General features: G+C 42.9%; 20 protein-coding genes, 1 pseudogene and 1 other annotated feature. Of the genes and pseudogenes, 16 read left to right on the top strand and 5 right to left on the bottom strand.

What is annotated here, in order from left to right:
- Window positions 1-256: 256 nt before the first annotated feature.
- A complete protein-coding gene (locus tag B7714_RS09975; protein ID WP_239823558.1) occupies window positions 257-451 on the top strand; it encodes a hypothetical protein in 195 nt (64 codons plus the stop codon).
- 125 nt (window positions 452-576) lie between these two features.
- On the opposite strand, the gene yidA is transcribed toward B7714_RS09975, so the two are convergent.
- Together yidA and B7714_RS07050 are read right to left on the bottom strand one after the other, a co-directional pair.
- A complete protein-coding gene (yidA, locus tag B7714_RS07055; RefSeq protein ID WP_084860083.1) occupies window positions 577-1,383 on the bottom strand; it encodes a sugar-phosphatase in 807 nt (268 codons plus the stop codon).
- A 9-nt stretch (window positions 1,384-1,392) separates the two neighbouring features.
- A complete protein-coding gene (locus tag B7714_RS07050) occupies window positions 1,393-2,700 on the bottom strand; it encodes an HD domain-containing protein (protein ID WP_084860082.1) in 1,308 nt (435 codons plus the stop codon).
- A 71-nt stretch (window positions 2,701-2,771) separates the two neighbouring features.
- On the opposite strand from B7714_RS07050, the gene B7714_RS07045 reads away from it, so the two are divergent.
- Complete coding sequence (locus B7714_RS07045; protein WP_084860081.1) at window positions 2,772-3,149, top strand: YwiB family protein; 378 nt, start codon at window positions 2,772-2,774, stop codon at window positions 3,147-3,149.
- A gap of 24 nt (window positions 3,150-3,173) precedes the next feature.
- On the opposite strand, the gene B7714_RS07040 is transcribed toward B7714_RS07045, so the two are convergent.
- Entirely contained in the window at window positions 3,174-4,256 is a 1,083-nt protein-coding gene (locus tag B7714_RS07040; RefSeq protein ID WP_084860080.1) for a DEAD/DEAH box helicase, read from the bottom strand.
- Window positions 4,253-5,230, bottom strand: a complete 978-nt coding sequence (locus B7714_RS07035; protein WP_084860079.1) for a Gfo/Idh/MocA family protein — start codon at window positions 5,228-5,230, stop codon at window positions 4,253-4,255. Before B7714_RS07035 ends, B7714_RS07040 begins: the two co-directional genes overlap by 4 nt.
- Before the next feature lie 156 nt (window positions 5,231-5,386).
- Between B7714_RS07035 and B7714_RS07030 the strand changes: the two genes are divergently transcribed.
- The 4 genes from B7714_RS07030 (at window position 5,387) to rpmA (ending at window position 7,244) form a co-directional block, all read left to right on the top strand.
- Complete coding sequence (locus B7714_RS07030) at window positions 5,387-6,073, top strand: YoaK family protein (protein WP_162284812.1); 687 nt, start codon at window positions 5,387-5,389, stop codon at window positions 6,071-6,073.
- Between the two features lie 64 nt (window positions 6,074-6,137).
- Window positions 6,138-6,225: a sequence feature (ribosomal protein L21 leader region), on the top strand.
- A 34-nt stretch (window positions 6,226-6,259) separates the two neighbouring features.
- Window positions 6,260-6,574: a 50S ribosomal protein L21 gene (gene rplU / locus B7714_RS07025; protein ID WP_000109141.1), complete on the top strand. Its 315-nt coding sequence runs from the start codon at window positions 6,260-6,262 to the stop codon at window positions 6,572-6,574.
- 15 nt (window positions 6,575-6,589) lie between these two features.
- Window positions 6,590-6,934, top strand: a complete 345-nt coding sequence (locus B7714_RS07020; RefSeq protein WP_000613697.1) for a ribosomal-processing cysteine protease Prp — start codon at window positions 6,590-6,592, stop codon at window positions 6,932-6,934.
- A gap of 16 nt (window positions 6,935-6,950) precedes the next feature.
- On the top strand, window positions 6,951-7,244 hold the full coding sequence (gene rpmA / locus B7714_RS07015; protein WP_000916509.1) for a 50S ribosomal protein L27: 294 nt from the start codon (window positions 6,951-6,953) through the stop codon (window positions 7,242-7,244).
- A 145-nt stretch (window positions 7,245-7,389) separates the two neighbouring features.
- Here rpmA and B7714_RS09970 read toward each other — a convergent pair.
- Window positions 7,390-7,485: pseudogene (locus tag B7714_RS09970) on the bottom strand (AraC family transcriptional regulator); the annotation flags it as partial.
- On the opposite strand from B7714_RS09970, the gene B7714_RS07010 reads away from it, so the two are divergent.
- The 10 genes from B7714_RS07010 (at window position 7,478) to rsmI (ending at window position 16,006) form a co-directional block, all read left to right on the top strand.
- Window positions 7,478-8,386 carry a LysR family transcriptional regulator gene (locus B7714_RS07010; RefSeq protein WP_084860077.1) on the top strand — a complete coding sequence of 303 codons (909 nt, stop codon included), beginning with the start codon at window positions 7,478-7,480 and terminating at the stop codon, window positions 8,384-8,386. The pseudogene B7714_RS09970 and the gene B7714_RS07010 sit on opposite strands and share 8 nt — an antisense overlap.
- The gene (lspA, locus tag B7714_RS07005) at window positions 8,383-8,850 is read left to right on the top strand and encodes a signal peptidase II (protein ID WP_084860076.1); all 468 of its coding nucleotides are present in this window, start codon (window positions 8,383-8,385) and stop codon (window positions 8,848-8,850) included. The genes B7714_RS07010 and lspA overlap by 4 nt, the downstream gene beginning before the upstream one ends.
- Complete coding sequence (locus tag B7714_RS07000; protein WP_084860075.1) at window positions 8,834-9,733, top strand: RluA family pseudouridine synthase; 900 nt, start codon at window positions 8,834-8,836, stop codon at window positions 9,731-9,733. The genes lspA and B7714_RS07000 overlap by 17 nt, the downstream gene beginning before the upstream one ends.
- Window positions 9,734-9,833: 100 nt before the next feature.
- Entirely contained in the window at window positions 9,834-10,943 is a 1,110-nt protein-coding gene (gene proB, locus B7714_RS06995; RefSeq protein WP_239823557.1) for a glutamate 5-kinase, read from the top strand.
- A gap of 9 nt (window positions 10,944-10,952) precedes the next feature.
- Window positions 10,953-12,215, top strand: coding sequence for a glutamate-5-semialdehyde dehydrogenase (locus B7714_RS06990; protein WP_084860073.1), 1,263 nt, complete (start codon window positions 10,953-10,955; stop codon window positions 12,213-12,215).
- A gap of 3 nt (window positions 12,216-12,218) precedes the next feature.
- On the top strand, window positions 12,219-13,016 hold the full coding sequence (proC, locus tag B7714_RS06985; RefSeq protein WP_084860072.1) for a pyrroline-5-carboxylate reductase: 798 nt from the start codon (window positions 12,219-12,221) through the stop codon (window positions 13,014-13,016).
- A gap of 120 nt (window positions 13,017-13,136) precedes the next feature.
- The gene (gene tmk / locus B7714_RS06980; protein WP_084860071.1) at window positions 13,137-13,775 is read left to right on the top strand and encodes a dTMP kinase; all 639 of its coding nucleotides are present in this window, start codon (window positions 13,137-13,139) and stop codon (window positions 13,773-13,775) included.
- Window positions 13,772-14,662, top strand: a complete 891-nt coding sequence (locus B7714_RS06975; protein WP_084860070.1) for a DNA polymerase III subunit delta' — start codon at window positions 13,772-13,774, stop codon at window positions 14,660-14,662. The genes tmk and B7714_RS06975 overlap by 4 nt, the downstream gene beginning before the upstream one ends.
- Window positions 14,663-14,807: 145 nt before the next feature.
- The gene (yabA, locus tag B7714_RS06970) at window positions 14,808-15,125 is read left to right on the top strand and encodes a DNA replication initiation control protein YabA (RefSeq protein WP_000358229.1); all 318 of its coding nucleotides are present in this window, start codon (window positions 14,808-14,810) and stop codon (window positions 15,123-15,125) included.
- A 2-nt stretch (window positions 15,126-15,127) separates the two neighbouring features.
- Window positions 15,128-16,006 (top strand): 16S rRNA (cytidine(1402)-2'-O)-methyltransferase, encoded by an 879-nt coding sequence (gene rsmI, locus B7714_RS06965; protein WP_084860069.1) that lies wholly within the window; start codon window positions 15,128-15,130, stop codon window positions 16,004-16,006.
- The last annotated feature ends 46 nt before the right edge of the window (window positions 16,007-16,052 follow it).

The following is a 16,052-nucleotide window of genomic DNA, read 5'->3' as shown; positions in this document are numbered from 1 at the left end:
TTTATGGCTTCTAGCTATAAGAGTAAGAACGACAAATCGATGTATGATAGAGGAGATTCAAGCTTATATCTCTTCCTTGTAGACATGGGATACTGATGTTTTCAAGTATAAAGGAGTAAAAATGATGCTAGCTATTTGTATAGATTCTATAGGTGACAAGTCAGGGACCTATAAGTTGTTAAGAAATTATTCATCCTTGCCTTTCTCTTTAATCCAATCCAGAATAAATGATCATGACACGGTAATAGAAGTAGACATGTTAGATTTGGACGAATTGAAAAAGGTCAGAGCACTCATCCATGAGTTGAGTGCCATTGGGACTAAGGTTACGATGAGGGATTCGACTAGTATTATCACCTTAGAATTATTAAATAATATTATTTCTACCTTCGAAGAGATTGCGGCTGAAAGAGAAGAACTGGATGCTCTGATGTTTGAGGAGGAAGAGTGATTTGTTTTGCAAGTTTATAAAGGTAACTCGTTTGTGACGAATTCAATATTCAAAAAGAACACCCCATAAGTTAGAATTTTATCTCTACCTTTTGGGGTGTCGTTTATTTTTTATAGTTAAGCATTTTACAATACCCACGTACGGATGGCATGGGCAACGCCAGATTCGTCATTTGTTTTAGTGATGTATTTGGCGATTTTTTTGAGTTCTGGATTTCCATTTTCCATAACAACGGGGTTGCCAACGACTTCGAGCATGGCACGGTCATTTTCTTCGTCACCGATCGCCATGGTTTCATCTTTAGTCAATCCTAGTTTTTCAGCTAGGTGAGTGATGGCTGAACCCTTGTCTACATTCTTTTTAAGGAGTTCAAGGTAGAAGGGAGCAGATTTGTTGATAGAGTAGCGTTCGTAAAATTCTGCTGGGATTTTTTCAATTGCGGCATCGAGAATCTCTGGTTCGTCGATAAACATACATTTGACGATTTCTTTACCAGCCATTTCTTCAGGAGTACGGTAGAAGATGGGCATGCTGACGAGGGTTGATTCGTGTACTGTGTATTTTCCGATATTGCGATTGGCAGTGTAGATACCATCCTTGGTAATGGCGTGCATGTGAACACCGAGCTTGCGACTGAGGAATTCCATATCCAGATAATCCTCATAGGTCAAGGATTCGCTGATAATCTCATGGGCAGTAGCAGTTTCTTGAACAAGGGCACCATTGAAGGTTACGACATAGTCACCCTCGTCTCTCAATTGCAAGTCGTCCAGAAGTTTGGCAACACCTGCGATAGGACGACCCGTTGCAATTACGACTTTGACACCAGCTTCTTTGGCATCTTGGATGGCAGAAAAGACTTCCGGAGTGATTTCCTTTTTACTGTTAACCAGGGTACCATCGATATCGACGGCGATTAGTTTAATACTCATAAATTTCCTCTATTCGTTCTTATTTGGGGTAAAATGATCGTTCTCAATCAAGTGTAAAAATTGCTGGGTAACGCTTGCGAAGATGCTGTTTTGGTCCAACATTTCTTTTGGAAAATAGAAACGATTGTCTCCGTGGCGGCTGCCAGCAAGAGATTGGACGATAGGAGACAGGCTAGAGAGTTCTGCCAGTTCACCATTTTTCTGTAGAATCTCAATCTGTGTCCGTGGATTTTCAGATTCGGGACGATAGATATCATAAGGGAGGTCAAAGTTCTTATGAATAGCAGTATAGTAGTCTGGATCAAAGCCGATTTCTTCAACCAGCTGTCTCATGGTTGCGAGTTGGTCTTGGTCTTTTTCTGAAAAAGTAATGGATTTAAAGACCTTGCGGTTGACAAAACGTTGTGACAAGTCGGCTAGTATCTTGTCAGGACTGGTCATCCAGAGTTGGAAGTAGGTATTCATCACGCCGTCATCAAGTGCCAGATAGTCAGATAGAGTAACTTTCTTTTCAAAAAAAGGTAGCAAATGTGGAGAAGTGCGTGCAAAGAAGTCCTTGTCTTCAGGATAGAGTTCCTTGGCGCGTTTGAGGAGATTTTGTAGGAGAACCTCCATGGCCCGTGTTGCTGGGTGGAAATAAACCTGCATATACATCTGGTAGCGACTGAGAACATAGTCTTCGATGGCGTGCATGCCATTGCGCTGAAAGGCGATACCATTTTCGACTGGACGAATGACTCGAAGGATGCGAGTCAGGTCAAATTCCCCATAAGATGCTCCTGTAAAATAAGAGTCGCGCAAGAGATAGTCCATGCGGTCTGCATCAATCTGACTGGAAATGAGCTGTACGACCTGTTTGTTAGGGTAGGTATGGTCGATGACACTAGCCACTTTTTCAGGAAAGTCTGGCGCTACTTGTAGCAGGACTTGGTGAATCTCTGTCTCAGGACTTTGGATAATTTCCTGAGTGATGGCTTCGTGGTCTGTATCAAAGAGATGTTCAAAAGTATGCGAGTAAGCACCATGCCCAAGGTCATGAAGGAGTGCAGCGGTCATGGTCAAGAGAGATTCAGCAGGATCCCATTCTTCAGGATATTTTTCTTCAAAAATCTCTGTGATACGACGAGCAATCTCATAGACTCCCAAACAGTGGGAAAAGCGACTGTGCTCCCCACCATGGAAAGTATAGCTGGAAGTTCCTAGCTGTTTGATACGACGCAAGCGTTGAAATTCTTTTGTATTGATCAAGTCATAGATGACCTGATTGTTTACATGGATATAATTGTGAACTGGGTCACGGAATACTTTTTCGTTCATATGACCATTATAGCAAAATCCTGTTCTTTTTGGTAAAATAGTAGGATAAGAGACAAGAAAGAGGATTTGATGTGAAGATTCGGATGCGAAATAGGATTCAGTTTGATGAACAATTGGAAGTCATTGACCAACTTTATGACGTGGAAGTGCATGAAAAAGGGGATTCTAGCTATCTGCTTTTCTACAATGAGGAAAAGGAAAAAGTGGTTCTCAAGCTTCATGAAGAAGAACTGGTGATGACCCGTTTCTCGAGTCCCAAGACCATCATGCGTTTTCTAAAGGATAGTGATAGTTTGGCCTATATTCCTACTCCAATGGGGATGCAGGAGTTTATCATTCAAACGAGTCACTACAAACTGGATGGGCAAAAGATTGAGCTGGCCTATCAACTGCAAAACAAAGAGGGACACCCCTTTGCCAGCTATCAATTAGAAATTACTTGGGGATAAGAAAAAGGTTGGCGAATGCCAACCTTATTTGATATAGAGTTCTTGATTTTTTAGGACAATTTCACGTACATTTGCAAATTTCTTGAGTTTTTTAAGCTCTTCTGGATGGGTTACGAGAGTGATAACATAGCCCTCTTTACCCATGCGACCTGTACGGCCAGCGCGGTGGGTGTAAGTTTCCATATCTCTAGGAATATCAAAGTTTACAACACATTCTAGGCTATCGATATCAATTCCACGAGCCAGAAGGTCAGTTGCAAGGAGAAGAGTTAGTTGCTTGTTCTTAAACTTTTCCAAGATAACTTTTCTAAACTTGACATTGACATCACTAGCGAGGGAAACAGCCAAGATATCCCGATACTGTAGTTTTTCCTCTGCGTTTCCAAGGTCTGAGAGGCTGTTAAAGAAGACCAGACCACGAAAATCCTCTACATGAGCTAACTTTCGTAGCATATCCACTCGGTGACGTTGGTCTACCTGCATGTAGAAATGTTGAATGTTGTCCAACTTTTGGTCAGAAAGATCGATGGTGCGCGTGTTTGGTGCAATATTTTCTTGGTCAAACTTGGTCGTCGCACTCATGTAGATGAGTTGATGGTCACGAGGTGCGTAGTGAGTGATTTTCTCAACAAAGTGAATCTGAGAATCATCGAGCAACTGGTCAAATTCATCTAGGATGATGGTTTCCACATTCATCATCTTGATTTTTTTCAATTTAATCAACTCAAAGATACGGCCAGGTGTTCCAATCAGAATTTCTGGTCCTTTTTTAAGACGTTCAATCTGGCGTTTTTGACTGGAACCTGATAAGAAGAGCTGAGCAGTCAAGCCGATAGCTTCTGCCCACGTTTTACACACGTCAAAAATCTGTCCAGCCAGTTCGGTATTTGGTGCTAGAATCAAGAGCTGCTGGGATTTTTTCTTTTTCAGTCTGAGTAGACTTGGGAGTAAGTAAGCGAGGGTCTTACCAGTTCCTGTTGGGCTCACTCCTAGGAGATTTTCTCCAGCAAGAATAGGCTCAAATAGTTGAGTTTGAATGGGGGTAAATTCTTGGAAACCGAGTTGGTCGCTCAATTCCTGCCATTCAGTCGGTAGTTTGGTTTTCATTTTTCTGCCTCAAATCTAATGCCAGCAGTCTGGCGCATGGTATATAATAGGTCATGAACAGAACCTGCATAATCCAGCCAGTTCTGGTAAAGTGTCTGATCTGGTTGCTGGATCATGTGTGCAAATGCGGCGGCTTCCTCAGTCATCGTATGAGGAGCTTGTTGGATAGGGAGCTGGACTTGATTTCCTCGGTGGTCGCTAAAAATAGCTGAGCGGACATGTTCAATCGTGTTAAGAGTCAAGGTTCCATCTGCTGTGTAAATCTCACAAGGAAGATTGGAAGTGATGTTTTTCCCAGCCTTGATATGAACTTGAAAGTTAGGGTAGAAGAGGATACCGTCCCCATTTAGGTCAATGCTATTGTCGAGCTGTTGAGCCTGATAGGTTGCGTTCTGAGCTTTTCCAAAGAGGCGAACGGCAGCATAGAGAGGATAAATCCCCAAGTCCATAAGAGCTCCACCAGCAAAACGGTCTGAAAAGACATTTGGCGTCTGTCCTGCCAACAAGTCCGGCATCTTGGAAGAATACTTGGCATAGTTGAAATCAGCTCCTAAGATTTGCTTGTCTGTCAAAAAATTCTTAATAGTGGTAAAAGCTTCCTCGTGGTAGTTTCGTGCCGCTTCAAAGATAAAACAGTGATTTTTCTCAGCTGTTTGTTTCAAATCTAGCCATTCTTGTGGCTGAGTGACAGCTGGCTTTTCAAGAATGACGTGCTTACCAGCAGACAAGGCAGCCTTGGCTTGAGCAAAATGCAAGGAGTTTGGACTAGCGATATAGACTACGTCAAAGGAAGACTTAAAGAAGTCTTCTAATTGATTAAAGAGTTGGATATCTTGATAACAAGAAGCAAAGGTTGCGGCAGTTTCTCGTTTTCTAGAATAGACTGCGACCAGCTGGTATTCTCCGCTAGCATGGGCTGCTTCTATGAAATGATGGCTGATAGCGCCTGTTCCGATGACACCTAATTTAAGCATAAATACTCCTTTTCCGACTTCAAATCCTTCCTTCATTATAACATAGAAAAGAAAGACTATCCAATAGATGGTAAAAATTTTCAAATGGACTACGCATTTCTTGGAGAAAATGGTACAATATTGAAATGAGTAAATGAAACTGAAATGGGAGAGAAAATGAGATTGTTACCAATAAGAAAAATATCACGTCAGTCTAAGAGGCTAGCGCTTTTTTTGACTTTTTGTGCAGGATATGTCGATGCCTATACCTTTATAGTGCGAGGAAACACCCTTGTGGCTGGACAAACTGGGAATGTTGTTTTTCTCTCTGTAGGACTCATTCAGCAGAATGTCTCGGACGCCAGTGCTAAAGTAATGACCTTGTTGTCCTTTATGATGGGTGTCTTTTTTCTGACATTGTATAAGGAAAAACTTCGAATTGTTAAAAAGCCGATTTTGTCCTTGATACCACTCGCGGTCTTATCCATAATCATTGGTTTTGTTCCCTTGTCAGTAGACAATATCTACCTAGTTCCACCCTTAGCGTTTTGTATGGGACTGGTGACAACAGCCTTTGGAGAAGTTTCGGGTATCGCCTATAATAATGCTTTTATGACAGGGAATATTAAACGTACCATGTTGGCTTTTGGAGATTATTTCCGGACCAAGCATACGCCTTTCCTACGAGAGGGCTTGATTTTTGTTAGCTTGCTTAGCAGTTTTGTCTTCGGAGTTGTTTTTTCAGCTTATTTGACGATTTATTATCAGGAGAAGACAATTCTAGGTGTTCCTCTTATGATGAGTATCTTTTACTTCAGTTTGCTTTTTGCTTCTTGGAGAAAAAAAGGGAAAGAAAAAGCTTAAATTTGATTGATTTCGCTTGTAAGAAAAAAGAAGATATGCTATACTTGAAGAGTTGACTATGCACAATCCTGTGCAACCGCACGAACATCGTTGCTCACATAGTGAGTATAAAGTGGTTCGTCCCACGATGCTAGGCGAGTCTTCACAAAAATACGGGGAAACCCTAAAAATCATAGGAGGTGCATAATGAGCACATACGCAATTATCAAAACTGGCGGAAAACAAGTTAAAGTTGAAGTTGGTCAAGCAGTTTACGTTGAAAAATTGAACGTTGAAGCTGGTCAAGAAGTTACTTTTAACGAAGTTGTTCTTGTTGGTGGTGAAAACACTGTTGTCGGAACTCCACTTGTTGCTGGAGCTACTGTAGTTGGAACTGTTGAAAAACAAGGAAAACAAAAGAAAGTTGTTACTTACAAGTACAAACCTAAAAAAGGTAGCCACCGTAAACAAGGTCACCGTCAACCATATACAAAAGTTGTCATCAACGCGATCAACGCTTAATTTTAAGGAGAACACATGATACAAGCAGTCTTTGAGAGAGCCGAAGATGGCGAGCTGAGGAGTGCGGAAATTACTGGACACGCCGAAAGTGGCGAATACGGCTTAGATGTCGTGTGTGCATCGGTTTCTACGCTTGCCATAAACTTTATCAATTCCATTGAGAAATTTGCAGGCTATGAACCAATCTTAGAATTAAACGAAGATGAAGGCGGCTATCTAAAGGTTGAAATACCAGCGGATCTTCCTTCACACCAGAGAGAAATGACCCAGTTATTCTTCGAATCATTTTTCTTAGGTATGGCAAACTTATCGGAGAACTCTTCTGAGTTCGTCCAAACCAGAGTTATCACAGAAAACTAACACGGAGGAAAACATTATGTTAAAAATGACTCTTAACAACTTGCAACTTTTCGCCCACAAAAAAGGTGGAGGTTCTACATCAAACGGACGTGATTCACAAGCGAAACGTCTTGGAGCTAAAGCAGCTGACGGACAAACTGTAACAGGTGGATCAATCCTTTACCGTCAACGTGGTACACACATCTATCCAGGTGTAAACGTTGGACGTGGTGGAGACGATACTTTGTTCGCTAAAGTTGAAGGCGTAGTACGCTTTGAACGTAAAGGTCGCGATAAGAAACAAGTTTCTGTTTACCCAATCGCTAAATAAAAAGGTCCAGTGAACCTTTTTATCCCGAGCCTTGAAATGACAAGGCGAGGAAGCTAGAAGTAGCATTAAATAAGGCTTTCCGAGTTTTCGGAGAGCCTATTTTTTTGTTTTGATACCCATTTTGAATTTAATAGAGAATAGTTAGATTTAAACTTGCGATGGACACTTTTTTCTTTTTTGGAAAAATTCTGAAATATGGTATAATAAACAGATAGAGAAGTTGGGGGTAGAAGATGAATATTCAACAATTACGCTATGTTGTGGCCATTGCCAATAGTGGTACTTTCCGTGAAGCTGCTGAAAAGATGTATGTTAGTCAGCCGAGTCTATCTATTTCTGTGCGCGATTTGGAAAAAGAGTTAGGCTTTAAAATTTTCCGTCGGACAAGTTCGGGGACTTTCTTGACCCGTCGTGGTATGGAATTTTATGAAAAAGCGCAGGAATTGGTCAAAGGATTTGATGTTTTTCAAAATCAGTATGCCAATCCTGAGGAAGAAAAGGATGAATTTTCTATTGCCAGCCAGCACTATGACTTCTTGCCACCAACCATTACGGCCTTTTCGGAACGTTATCCTGACTATAAGAACTTTCGTATTTTTGAGTCTACTACAGTTCAAATATTAGACGAAGTGGCTCAAGGGCATAGTGAGATTGGAATTATCTACCTCAACAATCAAAATAAAAAGGGCATCATGCAACGGGTTGAAAAGCTTGGTTTAGAAGTTATTGAACTAATTCCTTTCCAGACTCACATTTATCTGCGTGAAGGACATCCCTTGGCGGAAAAAGAAGAACTGATCATGGAGGATTTAGCTGACTTACCAACAGTTCGCTTTACTCAGGAAAAGGACGAGTATCTTTACTATTCAGAGAACTTTGTCGATACCAGTGCTAGCTCCCAGATGTTCAATGTGACCGACCGTGCTACTTTGAATGGTATTTTGGAGCGGACGGATGCTTATGCGACTGGGTCTGGATTTTTAGATAGTGACAGTGTTAATGGCATTACAGTTATTCGTCTCAAGGATAATTTAGATAACCGCATGGTTTATGTCAAACGGGAAGAAGTTGAGCTTAGTCAAGCTGGGACACTCTTCGTTGAGGTTATGCAAGAATATTTTGATCAGAAGAGGAAATCATGAAAAAAAGAGGAATAGTGGCAGTCATTGTACTGCTCTTAATTGCACTGGATCAGTGGGTTAAAGCCTATGTCGTCCAACAGATACCTTTGGGAGAGGTTCGGTCTTGGATACCCAATCTCGTTAGCTTGACCTACCTGCAGAATAGAGGAGCAGCCTTCTCCATGTTGCAAGATCAGCAGTGGTTATTTGCTGTTATTACACTGGTCGTCATGGCAGGTGCCGTTTGGTATCTACATAAACACATGGAGGACTCTCTCTGGTTGGTTTTTGGACTGACTCTAATTATCGCGGGAGGTCTGGGCAACTTTATCGACAGAATGAGTCAAGGTTTTGTGGTGGATATGTTTCACCTAGACTTTATCAACTTTGCGATTTTCAATGTGGCTGACAGCTATTTGACAGTTGGTGTCATTGTTTTATTGATTGCAATGCTTAAAGAGGAAGTAAATGGAAATAAAAATTGAAAGAGGCGGACTCCGTTTAGACAAGGCCCTGTCGGACCTGACAGAATTGTCACGCAGTCTCGCTAATGAACAAATCAAGGCTGGACAAGTTTTGGTCAATGGGCAAGTCAAGAAAGCAAAATATACAGTCCAAGAGGGAGATGTCGTAACTTACCACGTGCCAGAACCAGAGGTTTTAGAGTATGTGGCTGAGAATCTTCCACTTGATATCATCTATCAAGATGAGGATGTAGCCGTTGTTAACAAACCTCAGGGGATGGTGGTGCATCCGAGTGCTGGTCATACTAGCGGAACCTTGGTCAATGCCCTCATGTACCATATCAAGGACTTGTCAGGTATCAATGGGGTTCTCCGACCGGGTATCGTTCACCGCATTGACAAGGACACGTCTGGTCTGCTTATGATTGCAAAAAATGATGAGGCCCACTTGGCACTTGCTCAAGAACTCAAGGATAAGAAGTCTCTCCGCAAATACTGGGCGATTGTTCACGGCAATCTTCCTAATGATCGTGGTGTGATTGAAGCGCCGATTGGTCGTAGTGAAAAAGACCGTAAGAAACAGGCAGTGACTGCTAAAGGGAAGCCAGCAGTGACGCGTTTTCACGTCTTGGAACGCTTTGGAGATTATAGTTTGCTAGAGTTGCAACTGGAAACAGGGCGTACCCACCAAATCCGTGTCCATATGGCTTATATCGGTCATCCAGTCGCTGGTGACGAGGTCTATGGTCCACGTAAGACACTTAAGGGACATGGGCAATTTCTCCATGCTAAGACTCTAGGATTTACCCATCCGAGAACAGGTGAAACCTTGGAGTTCACGGCAGATATTCCAGAGATTTTTAAAGAAACGCTGGAAAGATTGCGTAAAACTGAGAATAGATAAAAGAGTTGAGATTGCTGTCTCAACCTTTTTCATTTCAAGTCTTTTCTATTTTAAAACATTCATGTTATAATGGATAAATATGAAGAATCGGAGTGAGAATATGAAGTACAAACGAATCGTCTTTAAGGTAGGGACTTCGTCCCTGACAAATGAAGACGGGAGTTTATCAAGAAGTAAAGTAAAGGCAATTACACAACAATTAGCTATGTTGCATGAGGCCGGGCATGAGTTGATTTTGGTGTCATCTGGGGCAGTAGCGGCAGGGTTTGGAGCTTTGGGCTTTAAAAAACGGCCGACCAAGATTGCAGATAAGCAGGCTTCGGCTGCAGTAGGACAAGGATTGCTCCTAGAAGAATACACAACCAACCTCCTCATGCGTCAAATCGTCTCTGCGCAAATCTTGCTGACACAGGATGATTTTGTAGATAAACGTCGATATAAGAATGCCCATCAGGCCTTGTCTGTATTGCTTCATCGTGGTGCCATTCCTATCATCAATGAGAATGACAGTGTCGTTATTGATGAGCTCAAGGTGGGGGACAATGATACTCTGAGTGCCCAGGTAGCGGCTATGGTTCAAGCAGACCTTTTGGTTCTCTTGACAGATGTGGACGGTCTCTATACTGGAAATCCCAACTCAGATCCAAGAGCTAAGCGTTTGGAGAAAATAGAGATTATCAATCGTGAGATTATTGATATGGCTGGTGGAGCAGGTTCGTCTAATGGGACAGGTGGGATGTTGACTAAGATCAAAGCGGCTACGATTGCGACGGAGTCGGGGGTGCCAGTCTATATTTGCTCGTCCTTGAAATCAGATGCCCTGATTGAGGCAGCGGACGAGACCAAGGATGGTTCTTTCTTTGTTGCACAAGAGAAGGGCCTTCGTACTCAGAAGCAATGGTTGGCTTTTTATGCTCAAAGTCAGGGAACGATTTGGGTAGATGGTGGAGCTGCAGAGGCACTTTCAAAAAATGGGAAAAGTCTCCTTTTATCGGGTGTGGTAGAGGTTGAAGGAAACTTCTCTTACCACGATATTGTCACAGTAGCAGATAAAGAAACAGGTCAATCTCTTGGAAAGGGACGTGTCCAATTTGGTGTCTCAGCCCTAGAAGATATGCTCCGTTCTCAAAAAGCCAAGGGAGTCTTGATTCACCGTGATGACTGGATTTCTATCACTCCTGAAATCCAGCTGCTCTTTACAGAATTTTAGAGGTAAACGATGGTAAGGACACAAGAACAATTTGAACGGGTACAGGCTGTTAAGAAATCAATCAATACTGCCAGTGAAGCAGTGAAAAACCAAGCCTTGCTAGCCATGGCTGATTATTTATTGGCAGCTACTGAGGAGATTTTAGCGGCCAATGCTCTGGATATGACAGCGGCCAAGGGGAAAATCTCAGATGTTATGCTAGACCGTCTTTATTTGGATGAGGGACGTATAGAAGCGATGGCAAGAGGGATTCGTGAAGTGGTTGCTTTACCAGATCCTATTGGTGAAGTCCTAGAAACAAGTCAGCTTGAAAATGGCTTGGTTATTACTAAGAAGCGTGTGGCTATGGGGGTCATCGGTATTATCTATGAAAGTCGTCCAAATGTGACATCTGATGCGGCTGCCTTGGCACTCAAGAGTGGGAATGCGGTCGTTCTTCGTAGTGGTAAGGACGCCTACCAAACAGCCCATGCTATTGTCACAGCCTTGAAGAAGGGCTTGGAGACGACTACTATTCACCCAGATGTGATTCAACTAGTAGAAGATACCAGTCGAGAAAGTAGCTATGCCATGATGAAGGCCAAGGGTTATCTAGACCTTCTTATTCCTCGTGGAGGAGCTGGCTTGATCAATGCTGTGGTTGAAAATGCTATCGTACCTGTTATCGAGACAGGAACTGGTATTGTCCATGTTTATGTGGATAAGGATGCCGATGAAAACAAGGCTTTATCTATCATCAACAATGCTAAAACCAGTCGTCCTTCTGTCTGCAATGCTATGGAGGTTTTGCTGGTTCATGAAGACAAGGCAGCAAGCTTCCTTCCTCGCTTGGAACAAGTTCTGGTTGCAGATCGAAAAGAAGCTGGGCTGGAACCGATTCAATTCCGCTTGGATGAGAAAGCAAGTCACTTTCTTTCAGGTCGATTAGCTGAGGCCCAAGACTTTGACACTGAGTTTTTAGACTATATCCTAGCGGTTAAGGTCGTTAGCAGTTTAGAAGAAGCAGTTGCGCATATTGAAGCTCACAGTACCCATCATTCGGATGCGATTGTGACGGAAAATGTTGAAACTGCGGCTTTCTTTACAGACCAAGTGGACTCAGCAGCGGTTTATGTCAATGCCTCAACGCGTTTCACTGATGGTGGGCAATTTGGTCTTGGATGTGAAATGGGGATTTCTACTCAGAAACTGCATGCGCGTGGTCCAATGGGCTTGAAGGAATTAACTAGCTACAAGTATGTGGTTACTGGTGACGGACAGATAAGGGAGTAAGAGATGAAGATTGGATTTATCGGTTTGGGGAATATGGGAGCTAGCCTGGCTAAGGCTGTTTTGCAGGCCAAGACGGGTGCTCAGATTCTCCTTGCCAATCGCAGTCAAGCGAAAGTAGATGCTTTCATCGCAAATTTCGGTGGCCAGGCTTCCAGTAATGAAGAAATTTTTGCAGAAGTAGATGTGATTTTTCTAGGAGTTAAGCCTGCTCAGTTTTCTGACCTGCTTGCTCAATACCAGACCATCCTTGAAAAACGAGAGAGTCTTCTTTTGATTTCCATGGCGGCTGGATTGACCTTGGAAAAACTAGCAAGTCTTATGCCAAGTCAACACCGGATTATTCGCATCATGCCCAATACTCCAGTGGCTATCGGACAAGGAGTGATTAGTTATGCCATGTCAGCAAACTGTCTTGCTGAGGACGGTGAACTCTTTTGTCAATTATTGGCTAAGGCCGGTCTCTTGGTTGAGCTGGGGGATGGCTTAATCGATGCGGCGACAGGTCTTGCAGGTTGTGGACCAGCCTTTGTCTACCTTTTTATCGAGGCTTTAGCAGATGCGGGTGTTCAGACAGGATTGCCACGAGAAAGGGCCTTGAAAATGGCAGCCCAAACAGTAGTTGGCGCTGGGCAAATGGTTCTTGAAAGCCAGCAACATCCTGGAGTTTTGAAAGACCAAGTTTGCAGCCCAGGAGGTTCGACTATCGCGGGTGTAGCAAGTCTGGAAGAACATGCCTTTAGAGGCACCGTCATGGACGCAGTTCATCAAGCCTATAAACGAACACAAGAACTAGGTAAATAAGAGGTTGGATGACTACCAGCCTCTTTTATGGTCGATTGAATGGAGAAGACACAAAAAGATTGTCACAAAAACCTATTTTTTTGATAGAATAGAAGGTAGAAAAAAAGAAATGAGTTAGACATGTCAAAAGGATTTTTAGTCTCTCTTGAGGGACCAGAGGGAGCAGGGAAGACCAGCGTTTTAGAGGCTCTGCTCCCAATTTTAGAGGAAAAAGGAGTAGAAGTGTTGACGACCCGTGAGCCAGGTGGAGTCTTGATTGGGGAAAAGATTCGGGAAGTGATTTTAGATCCAAGTCATACTCAGATGGATCCTAAAACAGAGCTTCTTCTTTATATCGCCAGTCGCAGACAGCACTTGGTGGAAAAAGTTCTGCCTGCTCTTGAAGCTGGTAAGTTGGTTATTATGGACCGCTTCATCGATAGTTCCCTTGCTTATCAAGGATTTGGTCGTGGCTTGGATATTGATGCCATTGATTGGCTCAATCACTTTGCGACAGATGGCCTCAAACCTGATTTGACACTTTATTTTGACATTAAGGTGGAAGAGGGGCTGGCTCGCATTGCTGCCAATAGTAATCGTGAGGTCAATCGTTTGGACTTGGAAGGCTTGGACTTGCACAAGAAAGTTCGTCAAGGTTACCTTTCTCTTCTGGACAAAGAAGGAAATCGCATTGTCAAGATTGATGCGAGTCTTCCTTTGGAGCAAGTTGTGGAAACGACCAAGGCTGTCTTGTTTGACAGAATGGGCTTGGCTAAATGAAACAAGATCAACTAAAGGCTTGGCAGCCAGACCAGTTTGACCGCTTTGTCCGTATCCTAGAACAAGATCAGCTCAATCACGCCTATCTCTTTTCAGGTTTCTTTGGAAGCTTGGAAATGGCGCAGTTTTTGTCTAAGAGCCTCTTTTGTATGGATAAAGTAGGCGTTTTACCATGTGAGAAATGCCGAAACTGCAAGCTGATTGAACAGGAAGAATTTTCCGATGTTACCTTGATTAAGCCAGTCAATCAGGTCATCAAGACAGAACGGATTCGGGAATTGGTGGGTCAGTTTTCCCAAGCAGGGATTGAAAGTCAGCAGCAGGTTTTTATTATCGAGCAAGCTGAGAAAATGCATCCCAACGCGGCCAATTCTCTGCTCAAGGTCATCGAAGAACCTCAGAGTGAAGTTTACATTTTCTTCTTGACCAGCGATGAGGAAAGAATCTTGCCGACAATCCGTAGTCGGACCCAGATTTTCCACTTTAAAAAGCAAGAAGAAAAGCTCATCCATCAATTAGAACAAGCAGGTCTCGTTAAGAAAAAAGCGACTCTTTTAGCTCAGTTTAGTCAATCGCGTGCTGAAGCTGAAAAGTTGGCTAATCAGGCAAGTTTTTGGACCTTGGTAGATGAGAGTGAACGCCTGCTGACCTGGTTATTAGCTAAGAAAAAAGAAAGTTATCTCCAAGTTGCGAAATTAGCCAGCTTGGCAGATGACAAGGAAAAACAGGATCAGGTCTTGCGAATCCTCGAAGTTCTTTGTGGACAGGAACTCTTACAAGCAAGGATTCGACAGATTCTACAAGATTTGCTAGAAGCCAGAAAAATGTGGCTAGCTAATGTCAGCTTTCAAAATGCCATGGAATATCTGGTCTTGAAAGAAATATAAACTCATACTCTTCGAAAATCAAATTCAAACCACGTCAACGTCGCCTTGCCGTACTCAAGTACAGCCTGCGGCTAGTTTCCTAGTTTGCTCTTTGATTTTCATTGAGTATTAAAAATGAACGATATAGAAAGGAAAGGGCTGGTTTATGGACAAAAAAGAATTATTTGACGCGCTGGATGATTTTTCCCAACAGTTATTGGTGACCTTGGCCGATGTGGAAGCCATCAAGAAAAATCTCAAGAGCCTGGTAGAGGAAAATACAGCTCTTCGCTTGGAAAATAGTAAGTTGCGCGAACGCTTGGGCGAGGTAGAAGCAGATACACCTGTTAAGGCCAAGCATGTTCGTGAAAGCGTCCGTCGGATCTATAAAGACGGGTTTCACGTTTGTAATGATTTTTATGGACAACGTCGAGAGCAGGACGAGGAATGTATGTTCTGTGACGAGTTGTTATACAGGGAGTAGGCATGCAGATTCAAAAAAGTTTTAAGGGGCAGTCTCCCTATGGCAAGCTTTATCTAGTAGCAACGCCGATTGGCAATCTGGATGACATGACCTTTCGTGCCATCCAGACCTTGAAAGAGGTGGACTGGATTGCAGCTGAGGATACGCGCAATACGGGTCTCTTGCTCAAGCATTTTGATATTTCGACCAAGCAAATCAGTTTTCACGAGCACAATGCCAAGGAAAAGATTCCTGATTTGATTGAGTTTTTGAAAGCGGGGCAAAGTATCGCTCAGGTTTCTGACGCGGGTCTGCCGAGTATCTCGGACCCTGGGCATGATTTGGTTAAGGCAGCTATTGAGGAAGAGATTGCAGTTGTCACAGTGCCAGGTGCTAGTGCAGGGATTTCTGCCTTGATTGCCAGTGGTTTAGCGCCACAGCCACATATCTTTTACGGTTTCTTACCGAGAAAATCAGGCCAGCAAAAGCAATTTTTCGACTCAAAAAAAGGCTATCCTGAAACTCAGATTTTCTATGAATCGCCCCACCGTGTAGCAGATACGCTGGAAAATATGCTAGCAGTTTACGGCAATCGCTCGGTAGTCTTGGTTAGAGAATTAACAAAAATCTATGAAGAATACCAACGAGGAAAGATCTCTGAATTGCTAGAAAGCATCGCTGAAACACCACTCAAGGGCGAATGCCTTCTCATCGTTGAAGGTGCCAGTCAGGATGTGGAGGAAAAGGACGAGGAGGACTTGTTTTTAGAAATCCAAGCCCGTATCCAGCAAGGAATGAAGAAAAATCAAGCCATTAAGGAAGTTGCGAAACTCTACCAGTGGAATAAAAGCCAGCTCTACGCTGCCTACCACGATTGGGAAGAAAATCAAGAAAGTGATTAAACAGGGAAGTTTGCCTTCTTCCCTTTTTTTGTTATACTAGTAGAAG

The organism is Streptococcus oralis subsp. oralis (assembly GCF_002096595.1).
Classification (GTDB): domain Bacteria; phylum Bacillota; class Bacilli; order Lactobacillales; family Streptococcaceae; genus Streptococcus; species Streptococcus oralis_D.
Note: the sequence above shows the minus strand (reverse complement) of the source record. Positions and strands in the feature narration are given on the sequence as shown.

Excerpts from the sequence above, each read along its gene's own strand:
- B7714_RS09975 (WP_239823558.1), top strand. The coding sequence starts at position 257 with ATGTTAGATTTGGACGAATTGAAAAAGGTCAGAGCACTCATCCATGAG.
- yidA (WP_084860083.1), bottom strand. The coding sequence starts at position 1,383 with ATGAGTATTAAACTAATCGCCGTCGATATCGATGGTACCCTGGTTAAC.
- B7714_RS07050 (WP_084860082.1), bottom strand. The coding sequence starts at position 2,700 with ATGAACGAAAAAGTATTCCGTGACCCAGTTCACAATTATATCCATGTA.
- B7714_RS07040 (WP_084860080.1), bottom strand. The coding sequence starts at position 4,256 with ATGAAAACCAAACTACCGACTGAATGGCAGGAATTGAGCGACCAACTC.
- B7714_RS07035 (WP_084860079.1), bottom strand. The coding sequence starts at position 5,230 with ATGCTTAAATTAGGTGTCATCGGAACAGGCGCTATCAGCCATCATTTC.
- B7714_RS07030 (WP_162284812.1), top strand. The coding sequence starts at position 5,387 with ATGAGATTGTTACCAATAAGAAAAATATCACGTCAGTCTAAGAGGCTA.
- rplU (WP_000109141.1), top strand. The coding sequence starts at position 6,260 with ATGAGCACATACGCAATTATCAAAACTGGCGGAAAACAAGTTAAAGTT.
- B7714_RS07020 (WP_000613697.1), top strand. The coding sequence starts at position 6,590 with ATGATACAAGCAGTCTTTGAGAGAGCCGAAGATGGCGAGCTGAGGAGT.
- rpmA (WP_000916509.1), top strand. The coding sequence starts at position 6,951 with ATGTTAAAAATGACTCTTAACAACTTGCAACTTTTCGCCCACAAAAAA.
- B7714_RS07010 (WP_084860077.1), top strand. The coding sequence starts at position 7,478 with ATGAATATTCAACAATTACGCTATGTTGTGGCCATTGCCAATAGTGGT.
- lspA (WP_084860076.1), top strand. The coding sequence starts at position 8,383 with ATGAAAAAAAGAGGAATAGTGGCAGTCATTGTACTGCTCTTAATTGCA.
- B7714_RS07000 (WP_084860075.1), top strand. The coding sequence starts at position 8,834 with ATGGAAATAAAAATTGAAAGAGGCGGACTCCGTTTAGACAAGGCCCTG.
- proB (WP_239823557.1), top strand. The coding sequence starts at position 9,834 with ATGAAGTACAAACGAATCGTCTTTAAGGTAGGGACTTCGTCCCTGACA.
- B7714_RS06990 (WP_084860073.1), top strand. The coding sequence starts at position 10,953 with ATGGTAAGGACACAAGAACAATTTGAACGGGTACAGGCTGTTAAGAAA.
- proC (WP_084860072.1), top strand. The coding sequence starts at position 12,219 with ATGAAGATTGGATTTATCGGTTTGGGGAATATGGGAGCTAGCCTGGCT.
- tmk (WP_084860071.1), top strand. The coding sequence starts at position 13,137 with ATGTCAAAAGGATTTTTAGTCTCTCTTGAGGGACCAGAGGGAGCAGGG.
- B7714_RS06975 (WP_084860070.1), top strand. The coding sequence starts at position 13,772 with ATGAAACAAGATCAACTAAAGGCTTGGCAGCCAGACCAGTTTGACCGC.
- yabA (WP_000358229.1), top strand. The coding sequence starts at position 14,808 with ATGGACAAAAAAGAATTATTTGACGCGCTGGATGATTTTTCCCAACAG.
- rsmI (WP_084860069.1), top strand. The coding sequence starts at position 15,128 with ATGCAGATTCAAAAAAGTTTTAAGGGGCAGTCTCCCTATGGCAAGCTT.